Raw genomic sequence first — 19,688 nt, forward strand, 5'->3', positions numbered from 1 at the left:
TTGAGAACAGGTATACTTATACTAAGAAACAGGGAATGACTGCATATGCAGGTATTTCTTGAAAATCGGTTTCAAACAAGTGGAATTCGATGAATGAGATGAAATATATAGTGCAAATAAATTCGCACATATAAATAAAGGAGCGATTTTGTTGACTGAACTCGAGAAAAAAGAACCTGTATCGATTGTGAAAGATAATAATGTAGAAGTAGTGGTTGATACAGTTATAAAAGATGCAGAATTAGAGGAATTGAATAAAGAAGCTGATCTTTATGTACAAAAGTTAAATAGCGAGCAAAATACAGATTTATCAAAAGTATTGTCCCAGCTAGGAGATTTAGGGGATAAAGAGCAACAAGCAGCAGGACAAACGTTGTCAGCGTTAAAACGTCCTGTAACAGCGATGATGAATGGAAAGAACGAAGAAATACCAAATACATTGTTAGAATTACGAAAAGTGGTATCAGAGCTTGATCCGAATTCATTAAAAGCAAGTGGAATGAAGAAAATTATGTTTAAAGTATTCAAGAAAAACCCACTTGAAACATACGTGCATAAATATCAATCTATAGATAAGCAAATTGAGGAGATTATAAGATCCCTTTTAATTGGTCGTGACAACTTACAAGAAGATACAGTTGGTCTTGAAATGCTTAAAGAGCAATCGCACGATAAAATTCACGCTCTTGATAAACAAGTATACTTAGGAAGAAAACTCGCTGGCATGCTGGAAGCTGAGAAACAAAATCCAGAACGTCAAAGAGATATTCCATTAATTAACGATGCGTTAGAAAAGATTCTAGTGCGTACACGTAATATGCAGCAAGCGAAAAGTGTTTTATTACAATCTATCGCATCTGTAGACATTATTAAGAAAAATAATGAAAAGTTAACAGAGGCAATTCGTAATGCAATTACGATGACGCAAAACGTTGTAACAGTTTCAGCTGCTATCCAGCTAGCGTTAACAAATCAGCGTAAAACAATTGATGCAGTGAATGCGACAAATGAAGCAATTGAATCAATGGTATTAAGTAACTCACAAGCATTAAAACAAAATACAGAAGAAACAACAAAACTTCTTGAAAATCCTGCAATTAGCATGGATAAATTACGCGAATCATTCCAAAATGTATTTGCTGCGATTGAAGCTTCTGAGAAATCATCAGAACGCATTATCGAGTCAAGTAAGAAGTTTGTTATTGAACTAGACACATTTAATGATGAAATGAAACAAAAACTCATTCAGCGTCCAAGGAAATAACAGACTTTTAGAGGAGGTGAAAAAATGAGTTTCATTCAAACCGTATTAGTACTATTAGGTACATTGCTTTTAATCGCATTTACTGTCGTTGTTTTAGTTGTATATTTCGGACGTAAACTGTATTTTTCATGGACGAAACCATATAAAAGAGCACATGATTCTTTAGATAAGTTATCGAATAAATCATTACCGTTTCTACAAGAATTTACACAACATCCACTCTTTTATCGCTGGATTCGTACGGAAGGAAAGAAAGAACAGTATACATTAAACACTCTTTTCTGTGCATCAGGTCAACGTACGAGAGAGCAAGTATTCTCAATGTTACCGAAAGAAAAACAGAAAAAAGTGCATGTAATGGCAAAAACAACGAAAAAACTTACAAATGAAGATATTGATGTAGCGGCGATAAAAGTAAAAGATTTTTTAAGACAAGAAACGCAGCAAACAGTAAAACCGACAGACTTATCGTTTTATAAATTGTATTTTTATGATCGATATCCAGATGCATTAAATACAATTCAAGCGTATAAACGCTCAATAAATCCTTCATTACAACGAACGGTTGATGATATTACAATTTCAGTATTAAATGCCTTACCGTATTATCAGGAGCAGCGTATGTTTGAGCAACAACATAAACTTGAAACGTTTTTAATGAAAGATTTAACAGCTATGCTATCGTTAGTCGTACAATTACCACCTTCACAACGACCAGAAAAAGAAGAAGAACTAAAAATCTACTTGCAAAATTTCCAAAAAGAAATGGAAGTAGTCGAGCGAGATATTCGTGACTCGATTGATCACGATTTGAATGTGAAGATGAGAGCAGCGACTGAGAAGTTTAAAAATAAATAAAAAAAGTGCCTTAAAGCTATAGTTCTTAGCTTTTAAGGCGCTTTTTTTATTAGATGTTATTTTGCTTTAACTGTAGTTTTACTAGAAGCGACACTTTCATTATGCAATCGATCAACTGCAGTTACGACATACGTATACGTTTCTCCTGAAATAACTGTTTTATCTAAATAAATTTCCCCAAGCTTTGTTTTTCTTACAGTAGTAAGTAAATGTTTCGGATTTTCTATATCCACTTCATTTTTTCCATTCGCGCGGTAAATTGCGTAATAAGCAGAGTCATTCTCTCTATCATCAATGATACCTACAGCAATACCTTCATCTCTTGGAATGGCCCCTTTTAAAGTCGGTTGTTTTGGTGGATCATGATCAAGCCAAGGCATAGGCGGGATTAGTGCAGGATGTTTATATATGTCTTTTGCGAGTCTATCTTTAACCCCTAGTGGATTGTTATTAATATCTTTTAAGCTAAAATGCATACTCCCATTTATTTCAGAAAATAGCCGGTTTAATACAATCTGTCTTGGATATTCTTCCGGATCAGACCAAGCTGGGACAGAGTTATTATTAATTTTATAGGCCGCTTGACCGATGTATAAGTGAATCGGTTTATTATTTGTTTCTTTTACCCACCAGTCTACTAATATGTCATATGCAGCGGGTGTGAAACCAATATTCCAATATATTTGCGGTGTAATGTAGTCAATATAACCTTTTTGTATCCACTCACGTGTGTCAGCGTAAAGGTCATCGTAGTTCCTTTGACCTGCAGTTGTGTTAGACCCAGTTGGATCGTCAGCTATATTTCGCCATACGCCGAACGGACTAATGCCAAACTTTACGTATGATTTTTCTTGTTTTATAGCAGTATTTAGACCTTTGACAAGTTCATTTACATTGCCGCGTCGCCAATCTTCTATATTTGTAAATCTACCGTTATTATACGTTTCGTACGTTTTTTGATCAGGGAATTCTTCGCCAACTACTTTATATGGATAAAAGTAATCATCCATATGCAACGCATCAATATCGTAATTTTGTACGATTTCTAAAGCACCTTCTGTTATGAATTTTTTCACTTCTGGAATACCGGGATTGTAATATAACTTTCCACCATATGGTACAACCCAATCGGGATGTTGTCTTGCAGGATGATCATTTGATAATCGATTTATATCAGTGTGATTCATCGTTATTCGGTATGGGTTAATCCATGCGTGGAATTCTATATTTCTTTTATGTGCCTCTTCAACCATAAATGCGAGTGGGTCGTATCCAGGGTCTTTTCCCTGTGTACCCGTAATGTATTCTGACCAAGGACCGTATTTGGAAGGATAAAAAGCATCAGCAGTTGGTTTAATTTGTACAACCACTGCATTCATACCAGTGCTTTTTACATCGTCTAGCAATCTTATTAATTCTTGTTTTTGCTTTTCAATAGGTAAGCCAGTTTTTGATGGCCAATCAATATTAAGAACAGATGCGATCCATACAGCACGTAATTCATGTTTTTTGTACGTAGTATTTACTTCAGCATAAGTAGAGTGAGGGGAAATGAAAGAGAAAGGAATAAAAAAGATGACGATACAACATATCATTAATAAACGTTTAACAATCATTTATACGCCTCCCTATCATATGATTATCTAATATATTATCTGGGGCAGGGTTGGCCTTGCAATAGAGAAAATTGCATATTGAAACATTAATTTAATAGGAAAAATATTTTTACTGAAATTTACTTTCATCATAACTAAATTCTTTCACTTCTTCATATGCTTGTTAGTAAAGTGAAACTTCCTTTCATTCGAAGGGGATAATTTATAAGTATAGGAGGATTCATAAATGAAGGTTTTATTCGTTTGTTCTGGAGGGATGTCTAGTGCAATCGTTGTAAGCGCTTTAAAAAAAGAGGCAGAGAAAAAAGGTGTAAACATGGAAGTACATGCGATTGGAACAAGTGAGGTGGAAGAAGAAGTAAAGAATGGTTGGGATGTTGTAATGGTTGCACCTCAAATTAGACACCGATTTGACTCTGTAAAAAAATTTGCAGAAGCGGAATCTATCCCGTGCGGTATCATACCGCCGCAAGCATATACGCCGCTTGGTGGACCGACTTTATTAAAAACTGTAAATGATTTAATTCGTTAGGGGGAAGCGTTATGAATAAGTTTGTCACGTTTCTTGATAAAAACTTATCTGGACCGATGGCAAGGCTTTCTGAGCAAAGGCATTTACAAGCAATCCGTGATGGAGTTATTTCGGCGTTACCATTTATTATAGTAGGGAGTTTCTTTTTAATCGTAGCATTTCCACCATTACCGAAAGATAGTTTCATATCCGTTTGGGCATTAAAAAATCAAACAAGTATATTAATACCATATCGTTTAACGATGTTCATTATGTCTTTATATATAGCGTTTGGAATAGGATATAATTTAGCGAAAAGTTATAAGTTAGATGCTTTATCGGGAGCTCAGCTTGCAGTATGTTCACTGCTATTAACAGTAACGCCTGAATTAATTGATAAAAAAGGATTTATGCTTCCGATGACAAATCTAGGAGGTCATGGATTATTCGTGACGATGATTGTTTCTATTTTATCCGTAGAGATTTTAAGGTTTTGTAAGACGAAAAATGTAATGATTAAAATGCCAGAACAAGTACCGCCATCTGTGTCGCGTTCATTTGAAGCACTTATACCTGCTGCATTCGTTATTATTATAATGAGTCTAGTAACTGTCGTTTTTAGCATTGATTTACACCATGTTGTTGATAAATTAGCAGCACCATTAGTAAAAGCTGGGGATAGTTACTTCGGTGTAATCATTCCAGTGTTTTTAATTACGTTTTTTTGGTCATTTGGAATCCATGGTGTGTCGGTTGTTGGAACTGTTGCTCGGCCATTATGGGAAGTATACCTAGGGAAAAATGGCGAAGCAGTTGCTAATGGAGCTGATCAGTTGCCATTCATTTCACCAGAGCCGTTATATCAATGGTTTATATGGATTGGCGGTTCTGGTGCGACATTAGGGCTTGTATTAGCTATGATTGTATTTGGTCGATCAAAATATTCGAAAGCATTATCAAGAACTTGTATTGTTCCGGGTATTTTTAATATTAATGAACCAGTGATATTCGGATTACCGATTGTACTAAATCCAATTTTAATTATCCCATTTATCATTACACCACTTGTAACAGCAACTGTTGCATATTCAGCAACTGCAATGGGATTTGTAACGCCAACACATATTATGCCACCGTGGACATTACCAGCTCCAATTGGTGCGTATTTAGCTACAGGCGGAGATTGGCGTGCAATTGTATTAGTTTTCATAAATATAGCAATATCATTCCTTATTTATCTACCATTCTTTAAAATGTACGACAAAAATATGCTTGAAATTGAAAAGAATGGAGACGGAGAATCTGTTAATCTGTGATTTTTATACTGTATTTATGAGTGATAGGTATTTTGCCTATCACTTCTTTCACATGAAGTCCAGAGAGGGTGAAATGGAATGAATATAAAATTTAGTTATAAAGGTGTATTTTTATTACTATTTGGAGTGATATGTGCGAATTTACTATTTGTACCTTTATTAAGAATGTTAAATCTATCACAAATGCACAGTATATGGCTCGTTACAAGCATTGCGGCAAGTATTTTGCTTACAGTAGTTGTTTCTTTCATTGATGGGTCGTTTACATCAAAAGTGCAGCTGTTTTTTAGATTTATAATATTTTCAATTGGCTGTACGTTTGTAACTTACATGATTGTTTTTTAGTAAATAGGAGGTTATGCATGTTATGTATATTGCAGGGGTAATGTCCGGTACTTCGTTAGACGGAATAGATGTAGCACTCGTTCATATAGAAGGAAGCGGTGTAGGTTCTAAAGTTGAACTCATCCATTTTACTACTGTGCCATTTTATAATGATATGAAAAATGAGATCCAGCAGGCATTATCAATAGAAAATTCAAATGTCCAACTCATATGCAGTTTAAATTTCAAACTCGGTTTATGCTTCGCCAATGCTGTAAAGGAAGTTTGTAAAGAGGCCAATTTTCCTTTGGGACAATTAGATTTAATTGGTTCTCACGGACAAACGATTTATCATCAGCCAAAGCAAGATGGTACTAGGATTCCTTCCACATTACAAATTGGAGAACCAGCAGTTATAGCGTATGAAACGAAAACGACGGTTATCTCTAATTTTCGAACGATGGATATGGCAGCAGGAGGACAAGGTGCACCACTTGTACCATATTCAGAGATTATTTTGTATCGTCACCATACTAAAAATAGACTACTACAAAATATTGGCGGGATTGGTAATGTTACTGTAATACCAAGTCAACTAAGTGAGAAGAGCGTCATAGCATTTGATACAGGTCCAGGTAATATGGTAATGGATGAAGTATGTCAAAGGTTATTTCATTTGCCGTATGATCACAATGGTAAGGTTGCAAAACAGGGAGTAGTTGTAGAAGAAATTTTGATATATTGTATGAATCATCCATTTTTGAAAATGAATCCACCGAAATCAACTGGTAGAGAACAGTTTGGAGAAGAATTTGTATGTGAATTATTGAAGCGGTTTGAAAAGCATAGTAAAGAAAATATATTGACGACTGTCACGATGTTTACAGCAAGTTCAATTGTTTATCATTATAAGGAGTTTATTTTGCCGTATTATGAAATCGATGAGGTAATTCTAGGTGGTGGTGGGAGTTATAATGATACACTTGTTGAAATGATACGAAATGGATTGAAAGAAGAAAAATGTGCATTATTCCTTCAAGAAGATATAGGCTATTCTTCAGAGGCGAAGGAAGCAATCGCCTTTGCCATTTTAGCAAACGAAACACATCATCGTAATCCGAGTAATGTGCCGAGCGCAACAGGTGCAAAACAATCTGTAGTTTTAGGGAACATAACATTCCCTCCAATTTGAAGAGAATGAGGCGAACGTATGAAGTATATGATTGGAATAGACGGCGGGGGAACGAAGACAGAAGCAATTGCATTTGATAAAGAGGGAAATGGACTTGTAAGAGCTACAAGTGGTTTTGGGAATATATTAATAGATTTTGAAGAAGTTTTTGTGCATATTATGGAAGTGATTGATCAATGCCAGAAAGGGTTATTAAATGGGCATTGCGTTTGTATTTGTTTAGGATTAGCGGGTGTAAGTGGAGCAAATACAAATGAATTAACATTACGATTAAAAAAGAAGTACGGAACTCAAATTAAAGTTTTAAATGACGCAATGATTGCACATGCAGCTACTTTAAAAGGGAAGGATGGAATTTTAACGATTGGCGGTACAGGTGCAATTTGTATTGGAAAGAAAGGAGAAGTGTACGAGTATAGTGGTGGATGGGGACATATTTTAGGAGATGAAGGAAGCGGATATTGGATTGCGTTACAAGGTTTAAAGAGAATGGCAAATCAATTTGATCAAGGAATGGGACTTTGTCAATTAAGCTTAAGGATGCAAGATCGATTTCAACTTTTAACATCGTCTCATATAAAACAACTAGTATACAGTTCTTCAAAAGATAAAGTTGCAGCAATTGCACCATTCATTATTGAGGAAGCGAGGAATGGGAATGATGACGCACATGAAATTATTTTGCAAGCGGCTAAGGAATTAACGAGAATTACGGTGAATATATACAATAAGATGCAGTTTGATGTATCAACTTCAATTGCAGTAAGTGGTAGCATACTACGTTTCGTTCCTGAAATATATAATGAATTTAAGAAATGCTGTGAGAAGAGTATAGGAGAAGTTACATTTGTATCACAATCAGAACCAGCAGTGAAAGGAACATATTATTTAATGAAGAATATATATTTTTAAAAATAGCTGTATGAGAATTTTTGTATGATTTGTAAATATATGATGTTAAGATGTATAAAGGGATGTAAAGCAAGAAAAGTACAATATACATGGTCATTGAATATTGTATAAGTACTCCCATGTAGAAAGTGAATGATTTCATGATTAATAGTATACAATTTTTGTATTTGGTAGCTTCTTATTTATTTGGAAACATATTGACCGCTTATATAGTAACAAAATGGAGACATAACGTTGATATTCGAGATGAAGGAAGCGGTAATCCTGGCGCAAGAAATATGGGGCGCGTATATGGAAAAGGGTATTTCATTGCTACATTTTTAGGTGATGCAATCAAAGGAGCAATCGTAGTTTCTATTGCAAAATACCTTTTTGAAGATTCTACATTCATAATGTTAGCTTTATTGGCTGTTTTACTTGGACATATTTACCCAATTTTATTTAAAGGCAAGGGCGGAAAAGGCATATCCACTTTTATTGGAGGATTAATCGCATTTGATTATTTGATAGCGCTTACTCTTGTTGTTGTTTTCATTATATTTTATTTGATTTTTAAAGGATTTACTAAGCCAGGCTTAATTACAATCGCTTGTTTACCGGTTTGCATGATTTTGTATTCTTACTCTATTGTTACGATTATTTTAAGTGCTCTTATCATTGTACTTATTTTATATGTAAATCGAGAATGAAATGAATTTTTAATAAGTGGAGTTAATCTCCACTTATAATTTTTATTAAATACATAAAGGAGATAAGGCATGGGGTTAATTTATAAAGTTGCTGATCAAGCTTGGGAATTTGAACGTATACATAAATTGAATTATAAAACATTTGTAGAAGAAATTCCGCAACATGAAGAAACGAAAGAGCGTGTTCGTATAGATCGTTTCCATGAAGAAAATACATATTTAATTTGTTTAGACGACAATAAAGTGGTAGGTATGGTTGCGTTGCGAGGAAAACGACCATTCTCGTTAGACTATAAAATTTCAAATCTAGATTTCTATTTTCAAGAACATGGAGAAAATGTATATGAAATTCGTTTGCTTTCAGTAGAACGTGCATATCGAAGTGGAAGAGCATTGTTAGGTTTAATTCGCTTTTTACATCGTTATTTGCTTCTAAATGGATATGAATTGGCGCTCATTTCTGCTACAACTCGTGAACTACCTTTATATGAGCAAATGGGATTCAAATCTTTCCATACGTTAGTTGGAACAGAAGAAGCAGCCTTCCAGCCAATGTATGTTACCCCTGCTATGTTTGAAGCATCGAGTGTTGGGGGTATTATGACGAAGGAATATACGTTTTTACCTGGTCCAGTCGATATGGAAGAGAATGTTCGAAAGGCATTTTCTACTAAGTCTACTTCGCATCGTTCTAAGTCATTTCAAGTGACGATGGAAAATGTGAAAAAACGTTTACTGCAAATGACAAAAGCAAAACGTGTGCAAATCATGTTAGGAACAGGGACATTGGCGAATGATTCGATTGCTTTACAGTTATGTTCTTTAAAAGGGAAAGGACTAGTATTAACAAATGGGGAATTTGGTAATAGATTAGTTGGACATGCAACACGCGCGCAATTATATTTTGATACGTATAAAAAAGAATTGGGAGAACCGTTTATTTATACAGAATTAGAAAAAATAATGGAAACTGGAAATTATGAATGGCTTTGGTTTGTTCACCATGAAACGTCAACTGGAATGTTAAATGATTTAGACGGACTAAATACTCTTTGTAACAAGCGTCAAATGAAATTATGTGTAGATTGTATCAGTTCGATTGGAGCAATACCGATAAATTTAAAGGATGTATATTTTGCAAGCGGCGTTAGCGGAAAGGCAATTAAATCGTTTACTGGATTATCTTTCGTTTTTTATAATCACAATGTGAAAGTAAATGAGACATTACCGGCCTATATGGACATTGGTATGTACGAAGAAAATGAAAGTATTCCATATTCACATTCATGGAATTTAATGTATGCATTGCAAGAAGCATTAAAAAGATTCGAAGATGAAATGGCATTTGAAAAAATAAAAGAGACGTATGCATATATTGAACAAGCTATTACTACTATGAGTTTAAAACTTATTTCACCTAAAGAACATGCTGCGTCAATTATACTTACCATTCAATTACATAAAGGTCTTTCTTCTAAAGCGTTAGGAGATGCGTTAGCGTTACAAGGATATATCGTCCATTATGAATCAGCGTATTTACAAAAGAATAACTGGATCCAAATTGCATGCCTAAATCATTACAAAGAACGTGATATGAAGAGGATGTTGAATTGTTTGCAAATGTGTGTATTACAGAGTGAGGTACATATATAAAGACTTTTACATAATATACGTGGTTTCGTATAAAGGAGTTGCTACATACGAAAACTTAGGAATAAGATCATTGGAAGAGGTGTTAGTATGATAACTAAAAAACTACCATTACATATAGCAGACATTAAAAAAGCTCAAAACATTCTAGACAGAAATGCTCGTAAAACGCCATTAGTAAAATCTTTTTATTTGACTAGTAAAACAGGCGGAGAAATTCACTTGAAATTAGAAAATATGCAATTAACGGGTTCGTTTAAATTCCGTGGTGCGTTTAATAAAATGTCACAGTTGACAGATCAAGAAAAAGAGAGAGGAGTAATTGCTTGTTCCGCTGGTAATCATGCACAAGGGGTTGCTTTATCTGCTCATTTACTTGGCATTAAGAGTAAAATTGTGATGCCGATTTCTGCACCTCAGGCGAAAGTTGAAGCAACTAAAGGGTATGGATCTGAAGTGATTTTACATGGTGAAACCTTTGATGATGCGAAGGCAAAATGTGAGGAAATTATAAGGGAAACAGGTGAAACATACTTACATCCATATGATGATGTAGAGGTAATGGCTGGTCAAGGTACAATAGGATTAGACATTCTTGATGATATGTGGGATGTAGATACTGTTATTGTACCAATTGGTGGAGGCGGAATTATTTCTGGTATTGCTGTTGCATTAAAATCTTTTAATCCATCGATTAATATAATTGGCGTTCAAGCAGATAATGTTCATGGGATGAAGGCATCTTATGACAAAGGTACAATTGTAGAACATTATGAGGCACCTACTATAGCAGATGGTTGCGCGGTTAAAATACCAGGCAATTTAACTTTTGAAGTTGTAAAAGAATTAGTAGATGATATTGTAACAGTATCAGAAAGCGAATTAGAAGTAGCGATGAAAGACTTATTACAGCGTGGTAAAGCTGTTGTAGAAGGTGCAGGCGCATTAGCTACTGCTGCTCTACTCGCAGGGAAAGTGGATACATATATTAAAGGGAAAAAAGTAGTAGCGGTTATATCTGGTGGAAATGTAGACTTGCAGCGCATTTCAAGTGTTTGTGAGCAATTTTTTGTAGCAAATGAAGTGAAATAGTATTTTAAAAAGTAGTTTTATGAACGAGGAGCTAAGAGGAATGATCTTAGCTCTTATATTTTGTATATTGCGTAATACAAGTAGCATAATTCTTGTATTATTTGCCGTGTAAGGAGTTATTCTAGTTAGTCACCTGTGTTTACATATTTCTATAATGTTAAAATAATTATTTCAATATAGTCGAAACGGAAACAGAAATTTAATATAATGGTTTTAACGTATGAATGTGCGGTTAGGAGGATAGGCCATGAATAAGGAAGAACAGGTCATGAACGGTTTCAGGGAATTATATAATAAGATAGTGTGGCTTAATAAGGATAAGATGGAAGAGGGTCTTAAAGGTTTTAAGTCTTCTGAAGTACATTGCATTGAATATATTGAAAACAATGCAGATTCTAACGTGACACAACTTGCAGAGGCTTTTTATGTGACTCGCGGTGCTATAAGTAGAATGACTAAGAAGCTCATACAAAAAGGCCTTATTGAAAGCTACCAAAAGTCGGAAAATAAGAAAGAAGTTTATTTTAGGCTTACTGAACAAGGGAAAGAAATTTATAAAATCCATGAAGACTTGCACAAAGAGTTTCAAGATCGGGATAAAGCTGTATTTGAGCAAGTAACTGAGGAAGAATTTGAAAGTATAATTAGCTTCGTGGAAAAGTATAGTAGGCATTTGGATGCAGAAATAAAGAAACAAGGTATACATATTAAGTCATAATAAAGTTGAAGCATTCGTGCTTTTACGGGTAGTTAATCCCGAAAACTAACTTATTTTTCCGTTCATGCGGGATACATTTAAATAATAAAAAGGTAGCCTGTTCATAGTAAGGCTACCTTTTTATTATTGTATTTTTGTTGACTAATCAACAAAACAGGGTTATCATTTTGTTGACGAAGCAACAAAATGTTTTAAGGAGAGAAGTTAAATGTCTATTTTTAGATCACAAAATGAAAGCGAAACTGAAAAAAATATAGATAAACATGCTTTAATATTCGGCCTTATTTCTGTATTTCTTTGTGGTATAGGTTTCAGCATCATTATGCCTGTAGTGCCATTCTTAGTGCAGCCTTATATAAGTAGTCCGGAAGAACAGGCTCTAGTTGTTACGCTACTGACCGCTGTTTATGCGGTTTGCGTGTTTTTTGCTGCTCCTGCACTCGGGGCTTTAAGCGATAAATATGGCCGTCGTCCATTACTTTTAATATGCCTTTTCGGTTCTGCAATCGGGTACTTAGTTTTTGGTATAGGAGGGGCCCTATGGGTACTATTTGCTGGACGCATAATAGAAGGTATAACAGGCGGGAGTATCAGTACAATTTTCGCATATTTTGCAGATATCATTCCGCCAGAACAGAGAACGAAATACTTTGGATGGGTAAGTGCGGTGGTAGGTGTAGGAACCATCATTGGCCCAACTCTTGGGGGATTACTTGCAAAGTTTGGTCATTCTGTACCTTTATATTTTGGAGCGCTCATAACTTTATTCAATGTATTATATGGGATGAAATATATGCCTGAGAGTCTTGACAAAAATAATAGGTTAAAAGAGATTACTTTTGTAAGGTTAAATCCTTTTGTACAACTTGCAAATATACTTTCTATGAAACACTTAAAATGGTTACTCGTCTCAGCGTTTTTACTTTGGATACCTAACGGATCTTTACAAGCAATTTTCACACAACTTACGATGGATACTTTTAGCTGGAAGCCTGCACTAATCGGACTTATGTTTTCAATTATGGGCTTTCAAGACATCATTTCACAAGCTTTTATAATGCCAAAGCTTGTGGGCAAGCTTAGTGATAAACAAATAGCAATACTTGGGATGGTTTCGGAGATTATTGGCTACAGTTTTATTGCAGCATCTGCTTTGTTTTCCCTATATCCTCTTTTAATCGTTGGGATGTTACTGTTTGGTTTTGGTGACTCGATTTTCGGGCCTTCATTCAATGGGATGCTCTCAAAGTCTGTCGATTCTAGTGAACAAGGAAGGATTCAAGGTGGAAGCCAATCTATTCAAGCTTTGGCAAGAATGATTGGTCCAATTATTGGAGGGCAAATTTATGTATCACTTGGTCATGCCGCACCTGCTTTTATGGGGATGATTCTTATAGTCGCGGCAATAGCAGTTTTGTATAAGGGGACACATGGAACTGTATAAACTATCTGTACTGTTATTGACTTTCGTTATGAAAGAATCTCTCTACCGGAATCTATCATGAATCAATTGCATAACAGATATAAGAACAAATAATAGGGTGTCAGAACTTAGGAACAAGTGCTGACACCCTATTTGTTTACAGTTTGAGGACTAAGAGAAATTCTTTTACTTTTTAGGAATTTATTCTGTAATGCTCTCATGGTAAATGACTAGATAGTTTAATTATGCTTGTGCTGAAGTAAATAATGACTCCATTTTTACTTTGCTCTTTTCTCGAATTTCAGCATCTGCGTGTCTCATAACGTATTTATGCGCTACAGCGATTGCTAAAACATCATCTAATAAGCCAATCCCAATAATAGCAGCTATATCTGGAATGAAATCGATTGTTAATACGTAATAAGATAAAGCGGCTAATATTATGAATTTCGCTTTAGTAGGTAATTCTTTCTTTTTCATTGTATAGAATAAAATAATACTTTCATATACGCTGGATTTACCGAGGTTTACAGAGCTTTTTTTGAACTTTTTCCAAAGTGTCTGTTTCTCCATATAAACACTCCTTTTACAAAAACATAGATTTTTTAAAAGGATGGACAAAGAAGTGAGAGATTAATCAATTTTATTGTTTTTCTTAATTATATATTTCCATAAAAATAGGGGAATACCTGTTCAAAATAATATAATGTGGATTATTTTGAACAGTGTTCCGTTACATAGTATGTGTTCGTTCCAAGTAAAGGTACTACGCAGGTAACGTTTGGTGGTAATACGTATTAAAGTTCATTTTTACATTAATCTCTGCATTCGTACAATATTGAATTACTTCTAAATAATCTAAGGGTACATCTATTGATGAGAACTTTTGTAATTTTTGAATAGCCCCTTTACTCGCTGGTGATTCATAAGCTTCTAATGTAATTCTGGTATTAATTGCAAGATTAGCCTCTTCATCTAGCATTTCAGGTGTTATTTTGTTTTGAACTATTTTTTCCTCTCTTTTCTCCCATCTTCTTGAAAGTTGTCGATTCGGTGATGGCTTTTTTATTTTCTCAAGTGAAGCCGATGAGTTTGAGTTTTAGAATTTTATCGTGGTATTATTTATGTAACAAGGGGATGTTGTAAGAAAAAAATATAATTTGAGGGGAAAATGAGAATGGGAATTTATAACTATGAAGCGAAAGAGGATTTGCAAGTAGGAGAAGTTTGTTTAGAACGAGATATTTATGAAATTATAAATTTTTATAAGAAAGGGTCAATAGTTTTATGTGATTCAGTATCTCGTTTCAGTGCGAATTCAGACAGAATGTTTAAAGTGATAAATAGGATAGAAACATATATGCATAAAAATGAAGACTATACATATCAGGTTTCGGATAGACCCAATTTGATTTATGTAGTTGAGCAAGTAAGGTAAGGAAGTATCCATAACGGGTGCTTTTTTCTTTGTTATATAGAAATTACACATTAAACGTGAATTTGGACTAAGTGGATATTTGGATTCAAATTTTTGTGATATGTATAGTAAAATGTATGTGTATGATTTAGTTATTATTATGCATTTTATAAGCGGTATGGGGGAAGAAAAATGAAAATAATAGAACTACCAATTGAATTCGAATTTAACGGGCAAAAACAATGTATTTATCCAAGTTTAATTATATTACATAATGAATTAACGTTAGTCGATACAGGATATCCAAATTTTTTACCTTTAATTGAAAATGCAATATTAAAACATGGATATGAGATGAAAAACTTAAAAAATATAATTATTACCCATTATGATGACGATCATATAGGATCTTTATATGATTTCAAAGTGAAATATCCTCACGTTAATATTATTGCTAGTGAAATTGAATCTAACTACATTAATGGTGATATAAAATCAGAGAGATTAGTTCAAGCTGAAGAAATGTTACAACTTATGCCAGTTGAAGAGAAAGAATTTGGTGAGTGGTTTATACAACAATTAAAAAATATAAGACATATTTCTGTCGATGAAAAAGTATATAATGGCCAAATGATTTTGAATGATGAATGTCAAATAATAGCAACGCCAGGACATACTTCGGGGCATATTTCATTATATTTTCCGAATTTAAACTGTGTAATTACGGGAGATGCAGCGGTTCAAGAGAATCGTGAGTTAGTAATAGCTAATCCGAATTTTTGTTTAGATTTAGAAAAAGCAGAAGAGTCTTTAAAGAGGATTAAAAACCTTAAAGCGAAAAGCTATTATTGCTATCATGGAGGAAAACTTACTGTATAAAAATTTATATTTGTTCACGAATAATAAAGTCACTTCAAAAATAAAATAGATGTTTAAAAATAGTATTGAAGTAGTGTCTATTGTTCTCCTATCATTTTTAAAATACAATTAGATTAAAAGGGGAATTATATGCATAAATTGGTTATTATTGTATTTAGCCTTATACTAGGATTTATAACGTTCCAAATCCCTGTAGTATCGGAATGGATACAAAACTCAGTCTTTTGGTTAATTGTTATTATTTTATTGTCGTATTCATATAAAAATGATAACAGTGATAAGAAAGATAAAAATGCTGATTAAGAATACTATTTAAAATTTTTTCACTTGTGTTATCCCATTTTTAGGAGGAACACTCGTTATATAAAATAATAAAAACCCGATCTTTCTTATATCAAAAAGATCGGGTTTTTAATTCATAGATTCCGCAATTCTTATCAAATCAGTAACATTGTATTTTCTTTTTATGTATAGTTTGTTACCAATTGCAATTGTATATTGAAAACCATTCTTCTGAAAGATAAGTTCATATGCTAAATCAAAATGAGGATTATATAATGCTTTTATATTATTTTTTAAACTGTAGAACGTAGCGCCCCTATGTACATAGAAGCCTAATTTGTTTTGAACTGGTGAAACAGTGATTTTAAAAATCCCATTAATATCTTCATTGTAGTATTGGAGGTCTAAGTAATCGTTATAGATGTACCCTTGAAATTCGTGAATTTCAAACGGGAATTTTGTAGGAGTAAGTATATGTTCCTTACACTTCATTTCATATTCTTTTACGATAGTAGCTTCTTTCATAAGTGGATTGGTTCCATTATAAATTTGATTAATGCGAGATATTTTATTGTTTTTTGTTACTATTTCTAAAATGAAACCGATAATAAATTCATCATTAGTGCCTTTGAAATAAGAAATAAGAATTGTAGTATCTTCTTTTGGAGATGGTACGATTTTAATTTCATGAATAGGTTTTTCCTTTTGGAAAGCAGGTAGTTCAACTCCTTCTGTTACATATGACTGCATTAATTTTTTATCATTTTTGAGTAAAGCATGTTTGAATTCACTGATTACATCTGTTTGAGATTTCGCCATTATAATTGTGGTGGATTGAAAATATAGTAAGAAAAATATGCAAAAAGTCTTTATGAATGTAGTAGTCAATTTTATCACCCTGTAACTATATTTCCGTAACATTGAAATATATATGTATAGGAGGGGAGAAGATGAGTTTATTGTTTGATGTAATAATGGCCATATTTACCTTTTATCCTCGAAATGACATGAAATTAAAACATCATATCGCAAAATTAAGTGAATTTGGGTGGTTTCGAAATTTACATGAAGATACAAAGTATACAAGATTAATTTGGAGTAATAGAAAAATTAAGAAATTCATTTTGTCTTCTATTAATATGGAAGAATTAATAAAATCTGAGGAAAAACAAAAAGAATTTGTGCATCTAGTACACGATGAATATAAAAAAAGAAGGTAAGAATTTTTTTATTTTTCATATTTGGCGAAACAAATGGTACAATGAAAGCTAATGTGAAAAATAAGGAAAAGAAGTGGTCTATTTGAAAAACTTTTTAGAATTAGGAATTAGTGAAACTTTTAATCATACATTACGTGAAAATGGAATTACAGAAGCAACACCAATTCAAGAGAAGGCGATTCCTGTTATTATGTCAGGTAAAGACATTATTGGTCAGGCGAAAACAGGGACGGGTAAAACGTTAGCATTCGTGTTACCGATTTTAGAAAAAATCGATCCAGAGTGTAGTGATGTTCAGGCTTTAATTGTTGCACCAACAAGGGAACTAGCACTGCAAATTACAACTGAAATTAAAAAAATGCTTGTTCAAAGAGAAGATATTAATGTACTAGCGATTTATGGCGGGCAAGATGTAGCACAACAATTGAGAAAGTTAAAAGGTAATACCCATATTGTTGTAGCAACACCAGGACGATTATTAGATCACATACGACGTGAAACAATTGATTTAAGTAATCTTTCAACGATTGTACTAGATGAAGCGGATCAAATGCTTTATTTCGGTTTCTTATATGATATTGAAGATATTTTAGATGAGACACCTGGTAGTAAACAAACCATGTTATTCTCAGCAACGATGCCAAAAGATATTAAAAAATTGGCGAAGCGTTATATGGATGAGCCGCAAATGGTTCAAGTACAAAGCGAAGAAGTAACGGTAGATACAATTGAGCAGCGTGTCATTGAGACGACAGATCGTGCAAAGCCAGATGCACTTCGTTTTGTTATGGATCGTGATCAGCCATTTTTAGCAGTTATTTTCTGTCGTACAAAGGTTAGAGCAAGTAAGCTGTATGATGATTTAAAAGGACGAGGTTATAATTGTGCTGAACTTCATGGTGATATACCTCAAGCGAAACGTGAAAGAGTTATGAAGAGTTTCCGCGAAGCTAAAATTCAGTACTTAATTGCGACTGATGTAGCAGCACGTGGACTTGATGTAGATGGTGTAACGCACGTATTTAACTTTGATATCCCTGAAGATGTAGAAAGTTATATTCACCGCATTGGCCGAACAGGACGTGCAGGTGGATCAGGTCTTGCAATTACATTCGTTGCAGCGAAAGATGAAAAACATCTAGAAGAAATTGAAAAAACGCTTGGTGCACCAATCCAAAGACAAATAATCGAACAACCGAAGATAAAACGTGTAGATGAAAATGGAAAACCGGTACCAAAGCCTGCTCCGAAGAAATCAGGTCAACATCGTCAAAGAGATAGCCGCGAAGGTTCAAGAATTGATTCAAGACGTGATTCGAGAAATAGCTCAAGAAGTGATTCAAGAAATAGTTCAAGAAATGAAAACAACCGATCGTTTAATAAGCCAAGTAATAAAAAAGGTAGTACAAAACAAGGTCAGCAAAGACGTGGCCGTTAAATAGTTATTATCCTAGAAGAGTCGCAGAACGTTGCGGCTCTTTTTTATTTTTAAACAACGTAGTCGATATAAGTACGAAGGTGATGCAGAAGCAATTCTTAAAATTTCATTCACCGTATTAAAAAATAAAATTCATAAAGGAAATAGAAAGTAGGGCGTTGTATATATACGATAATAGGAAACTTTTTACGAACGAAACATATAATTTAAATAGACCGACAGTCGGTCTGGCAGGAAGGAGAACTTGAATGCGAATTGTAAAGGAGTATGAGGAGAGACGAAAGGAAATTTTAGAAACTGCTGAACGTTTATTTATTACGAAAGGTTATACGAAAACAACAGTAAATGACATTTTAAAAGAGATAGGGATAGCAAAGGGGACGTTTTATCATTATTTTAAGTCGAAAGAAGAAGTGATGGATGAAATCATTATGAGGATCATTAAAGATGATGTTGCAAAAGCGAAAATAATCGTCTCTAATCCAAATATCCCAGTATTAGAAAAGTTATTTCGAGTATTGATGGAGCAATCGCCAAAATCAGGGGATGTAAAAGATAAAATGATTGAGCAATTTCATCAACCAAATAATGCAGAAATGCATCAAAAAAGTTTAGTACAATCCATTATTCATTTATCTCCTGTATTAGCGGAAGTTTTAGAACAAGGAATCGCAGAAGGCATATTTTCTACTCCATACCCACAAGAAACAATTGAATTATTACTCTCTTCAGCACAAGTCATATTTGATGATGGTTTATTCCAGTGGAAACCAGAAGAAATGATGAGAAAAGCTAAGGCTTATATTAAAATGATGGAAGCATCTGTTGGAGCGAAAGAGGGAGCTTTTGATTACATGATGGAAGTTTTAATCAAACAGAAATAGTAA

Annotated in this window: 22 protein-coding genes; 18 read left to right on the plus strand and 4 right to left on the minus strand. The window is 33.8% G+C overall.

From position 1 onward, the window contains the following. Positions 1-151 precede the first annotated feature (151 nt). Positions 152-1,264 (plus strand): toxic anion resistance protein, encoded by a 1,113-nt coding sequence (locus tag KZZ19_RS11550; RefSeq protein ID WP_000137398.1) that lies wholly within the window; start codon positions 152-154, stop codon positions 1,262-1,264. A gap of 24 nt (positions 1,265-1,288) precedes the next feature. After that, positions 1,289-2,122 carry a DUF3974 domain-containing protein gene (locus tag KZZ19_RS11555; RefSeq protein WP_098342493.1) on the plus strand — a complete coding sequence of 278 codons (834 nt, stop codon included), beginning with the start codon at positions 1,289-1,291 and terminating at the stop codon, positions 2,120-2,122. A 56-nt stretch (positions 2,123-2,178) separates the two neighbouring features. Here KZZ19_RS11555 and KZZ19_RS11560 read toward each other — a convergent pair whose 3' ends face one another. Further along, a complete protein-coding gene (locus KZZ19_RS11560; RefSeq protein WP_237981122.1) occupies positions 2,179-3,738 on the minus strand; it encodes a glycoside hydrolase family 10 protein in 1,560 nt (519 codons plus the stop codon). A gap of 226 nt (positions 3,739-3,964) precedes the next feature. On the opposite strand from KZZ19_RS11560, the gene KZZ19_RS11565 reads away from it, so the two are divergent. From KZZ19_RS11565 to KZZ19_RS11610, 10 genes are all read left to right on the plus strand, one after another. Further along, positions 3,965-4,270: a PTS sugar transporter subunit IIB gene (locus tag KZZ19_RS11565; RefSeq protein ID WP_226545345.1), complete on the plus strand. Its 306-nt coding sequence runs from the start codon at positions 3,965-3,967 to the stop codon at positions 4,268-4,270. Positions 4,271-4,281: 11 nt separating this feature from the next. Continuing rightward, complete coding sequence (locus tag KZZ19_RS11570; RefSeq protein WP_237981123.1) at positions 4,282-5,565, plus strand: PTS sugar transporter subunit IIC; 1,284 nt, start codon at positions 4,282-4,284, stop codon at positions 5,563-5,565. 78 nt (positions 5,566-5,643) lie between these two features. Continuing rightward, positions 5,644-5,910, plus strand: coding sequence for a hypothetical protein (locus tag KZZ19_RS11575; protein ID WP_071745916.1), 267 nt, complete (start codon positions 5,644-5,646; stop codon positions 5,908-5,910). 22 nt (positions 5,911-5,932) lie between these two features. Further along, complete coding sequence (gene anmK / locus KZZ19_RS11580; RefSeq protein WP_237981124.1) at positions 5,933-7,081, plus strand: anhydro-N-acetylmuramic acid kinase AnmK; 1,149 nt, start codon at positions 5,933-5,935, stop codon at positions 7,079-7,081. An 18-nt stretch (positions 7,082-7,099) separates the two neighbouring features. Next, on the plus strand, positions 7,100-7,993 hold the full coding sequence (locus KZZ19_RS11585) for a BadF/BadG/BcrA/BcrD ATPase family protein (RefSeq protein ID WP_237981125.1): 894 nt from the start codon (positions 7,100-7,102) through the stop codon (positions 7,991-7,993). A 140-nt stretch (positions 7,994-8,133) separates the two neighbouring features. After that, positions 8,134-8,682: a glycerol-3-phosphate 1-O-acyltransferase PlsY gene (gene plsY / locus KZZ19_RS11590; protein WP_098342486.1), complete on the plus strand. Its 549-nt coding sequence runs from the start codon at positions 8,134-8,136 to the stop codon at positions 8,680-8,682. A 69-nt stretch (positions 8,683-8,751) separates the two neighbouring features. Continuing rightward, positions 8,752-10,335 carry an aminotransferase class V-fold PLP-dependent enzyme gene (locus tag KZZ19_RS11595; RefSeq protein ID WP_237981126.1) on the plus strand — a complete coding sequence of 528 codons (1,584 nt, stop codon included), beginning with the start codon at positions 8,752-8,754 and terminating at the stop codon, positions 10,333-10,335. Between the two features lie 87 nt (positions 10,336-10,422). Further along, entirely contained in the window at positions 10,423-11,424 is a 1,002-nt protein-coding gene (gene tdcB / locus KZZ19_RS11600) for a bifunctional threonine ammonia-lyase/L-serine ammonia-lyase TdcB (protein WP_237981127.1), read from the plus strand. Between the two features lie 247 nt (positions 11,425-11,671). Next, complete coding sequence (locus KZZ19_RS11605) at positions 11,672-12,142, plus strand: MarR family transcriptional regulator (protein ID WP_217613628.1); 471 nt, start codon at positions 11,672-11,674, stop codon at positions 12,140-12,142. 208 nt (positions 12,143-12,350) lie between these two features. Then, positions 12,351-13,586 (plus strand): MFS transporter, encoded by a 1,236-nt coding sequence (locus tag KZZ19_RS11610; protein WP_237981128.1) that lies wholly within the window; start codon positions 12,351-12,353, stop codon positions 13,584-13,586. Between the two features lie 222 nt (positions 13,587-13,808). Here KZZ19_RS11610 and KZZ19_RS11615 read toward each other — a convergent pair whose 3' ends face one another. Both KZZ19_RS11615 and KZZ19_RS11620 read right to left on the minus strand, forming a co-directional pair. After that, positions 13,809-14,138, minus strand: a complete 330-nt coding sequence (locus KZZ19_RS11615; RefSeq protein WP_000415089.1) for a YkvA family protein — start codon at positions 14,136-14,138, stop codon at positions 13,809-13,811. Between the two features lie 193 nt (positions 14,139-14,331). Next, positions 14,332-14,547 carry a hypothetical protein gene (locus tag KZZ19_RS11620; protein ID WP_237981129.1) on the minus strand — a complete coding sequence of 72 codons (216 nt, stop codon included), beginning with the start codon at positions 14,545-14,547 and terminating at the stop codon, positions 14,332-14,334. 195 nt (positions 14,548-14,742) lie between these two features. On the opposite strand from KZZ19_RS11620, the gene KZZ19_RS11625 reads away from it, so the two are divergent. From KZZ19_RS11625 to KZZ19_RS11635, 3 genes are all read left to right on the plus strand, one after another. Next, positions 14,743-15,003, plus strand: coding sequence for a hypothetical protein (locus tag KZZ19_RS11625; protein ID WP_000513517.1), 261 nt, complete (start codon positions 14,743-14,745; stop codon positions 15,001-15,003). Between the two features lie 171 nt (positions 15,004-15,174). Further along, complete coding sequence (locus KZZ19_RS11630) at positions 15,175-15,861, plus strand: MBL fold metallo-hydrolase (RefSeq protein ID WP_237981130.1); 687 nt, start codon at positions 15,175-15,177, stop codon at positions 15,859-15,861. 129 nt (positions 15,862-15,990) lie between these two features. Further along, positions 15,991-16,164, plus strand: coding sequence for a hypothetical protein (locus KZZ19_RS11635; protein ID WP_217613631.1), 174 nt, complete (start codon positions 15,991-15,993; stop codon positions 16,162-16,164). A gap of 108 nt (positions 16,165-16,272) precedes the next feature. On the opposite strand, the gene KZZ19_RS11640 is transcribed toward KZZ19_RS11635, so the two are convergent. Then, complete coding sequence (locus KZZ19_RS11640) at positions 16,273-17,064, minus strand: hypothetical protein (RefSeq protein ID WP_237981131.1); 792 nt, start codon at positions 17,062-17,064, stop codon at positions 16,273-16,275. A gap of 29 nt (positions 17,065-17,093) precedes the next feature. Between KZZ19_RS11640 and KZZ19_RS11645 the strand changes: the two genes are divergently transcribed. The 3 genes from KZZ19_RS11645 to KZZ19_RS11655 all read left to right on the plus strand — a co-directional run bounded on the left by KZZ19_RS11645 (position 17,094) and on the right by KZZ19_RS11655 (position 19,685). Then, positions 17,094-17,363: a hypothetical protein gene (locus tag KZZ19_RS11645; RefSeq protein WP_237981132.1), complete on the plus strand. Its 270-nt coding sequence runs from the start codon at positions 17,094-17,096 to the stop codon at positions 17,361-17,363. A 73-nt stretch (positions 17,364-17,436) separates the two neighbouring features. Then, on the plus strand, positions 17,437-18,801 hold the full coding sequence (locus KZZ19_RS11650) for a DEAD/DEAH box helicase (protein WP_237981133.1): 1,365 nt from the start codon (positions 17,437-17,439) through the stop codon (positions 18,799-18,801). A gap of 248 nt (positions 18,802-19,049) precedes the next feature. Beyond that, positions 19,050-19,685, plus strand: coding sequence for a TetR/AcrR family transcriptional regulator (locus tag KZZ19_RS11655; RefSeq protein WP_237981134.1), 636 nt, complete (start codon positions 19,050-19,052; stop codon positions 19,683-19,685). The last annotated feature ends 3 nt before the right edge of the window (positions 19,686-19,688 follow it).

The organism is Bacillus thuringiensis, from assembly GCF_022095615.2.
GTDB lineage: Bacteria > Bacillota > Bacilli > Bacillales > Bacillaceae_G > Bacillus_A > Bacillus_A cereus_AG.

Excerpts from the sequence above, each read along its gene's own strand:
- KZZ19_RS11555 (WP_098342493.1), top strand. The coding sequence starts at position 1,289 with ATGAGTTTCATTCAAACCGTATTAGTACTATTAGGTACATTGCTTTTA.
- KZZ19_RS11560 (WP_237981122.1), bottom strand. The coding sequence starts at position 3,738 with ATGATTGTTAAACGTTTATTAATGATATGTTGTATCGTCATCTTTTTT.
- KZZ19_RS11565 (WP_226545345.1), top strand. The coding sequence starts at position 3,965 with ATGAAGGTTTTATTCGTTTGTTCTGGAGGGATGTCTAGTGCAATCGTT.
- KZZ19_RS11570 (WP_237981123.1), top strand. The coding sequence starts at position 4,282 with ATGAATAAGTTTGTCACGTTTCTTGATAAAAACTTATCTGGACCGATG.
- KZZ19_RS11575 (WP_071745916.1), top strand. The coding sequence starts at position 5,644 with ATGAATATAAAATTTAGTTATAAAGGTGTATTTTTATTACTATTTGGA.
- anmK (WP_237981124.1), top strand. The coding sequence starts at position 5,933 with ATGTATATTGCAGGGGTAATGTCCGGTACTTCGTTAGACGGAATAGAT.
- KZZ19_RS11585 (WP_237981125.1), top strand. The coding sequence starts at position 7,100 with ATGAAGTATATGATTGGAATAGACGGCGGGGGAACGAAGACAGAAGCA.
- plsY (WP_098342486.1), top strand. The coding sequence starts at position 8,134 with ATGATTAATAGTATACAATTTTTGTATTTGGTAGCTTCTTATTTATTT.
- KZZ19_RS11595 (WP_237981126.1), top strand. The coding sequence starts at position 8,752 with ATGGGGTTAATTTATAAAGTTGCTGATCAAGCTTGGGAATTTGAACGT.
- tdcB (WP_237981127.1), top strand. The coding sequence starts at position 10,423 with ATGATAACTAAAAAACTACCATTACATATAGCAGACATTAAAAAAGCT.
- KZZ19_RS11605 (WP_217613628.1), top strand. The coding sequence starts at position 11,672 with ATGAATAAGGAAGAACAGGTCATGAACGGTTTCAGGGAATTATATAAT.
- KZZ19_RS11610 (WP_237981128.1), top strand. The coding sequence starts at position 12,351 with ATGTCTATTTTTAGATCACAAAATGAAAGCGAAACTGAAAAAAATATA.
- KZZ19_RS11615 (WP_000415089.1), bottom strand. The coding sequence starts at position 14,138 with ATGGAGAAACAGACACTTTGGAAAAAGTTCAAAAAAAGCTCTGTAAAC.
- KZZ19_RS11620 (WP_237981129.1), bottom strand. The coding sequence starts at position 14,547 with ATGCTAGATGAAGAGGCTAATCTTGCAATTAATACCAGAATTACATTA.
- KZZ19_RS11625 (WP_000513517.1), top strand. The coding sequence starts at position 14,743 with ATGGGAATTTATAACTATGAAGCGAAAGAGGATTTGCAAGTAGGAGAA.
- KZZ19_RS11630 (WP_237981130.1), top strand. The coding sequence starts at position 15,175 with ATGAAAATAATAGAACTACCAATTGAATTCGAATTTAACGGGCAAAAA.
- KZZ19_RS11635 (WP_217613631.1), top strand. The coding sequence starts at position 15,991 with ATGCATAAATTGGTTATTATTGTATTTAGCCTTATACTAGGATTTATA.
- KZZ19_RS11640 (WP_237981131.1), bottom strand. The coding sequence starts at position 17,064 with ATGTTACGGAAATATAGTTACAGGGTGATAAAATTGACTACTACATTC.
- KZZ19_RS11645 (WP_237981132.1), top strand. The coding sequence starts at position 17,094 with ATGAGTTTATTGTTTGATGTAATAATGGCCATATTTACCTTTTATCCT.
- KZZ19_RS11655 (WP_237981134.1), top strand. The coding sequence starts at position 19,050 with ATGCGAATTGTAAAGGAGTATGAGGAGAGACGAAAGGAAATTTTAGAA.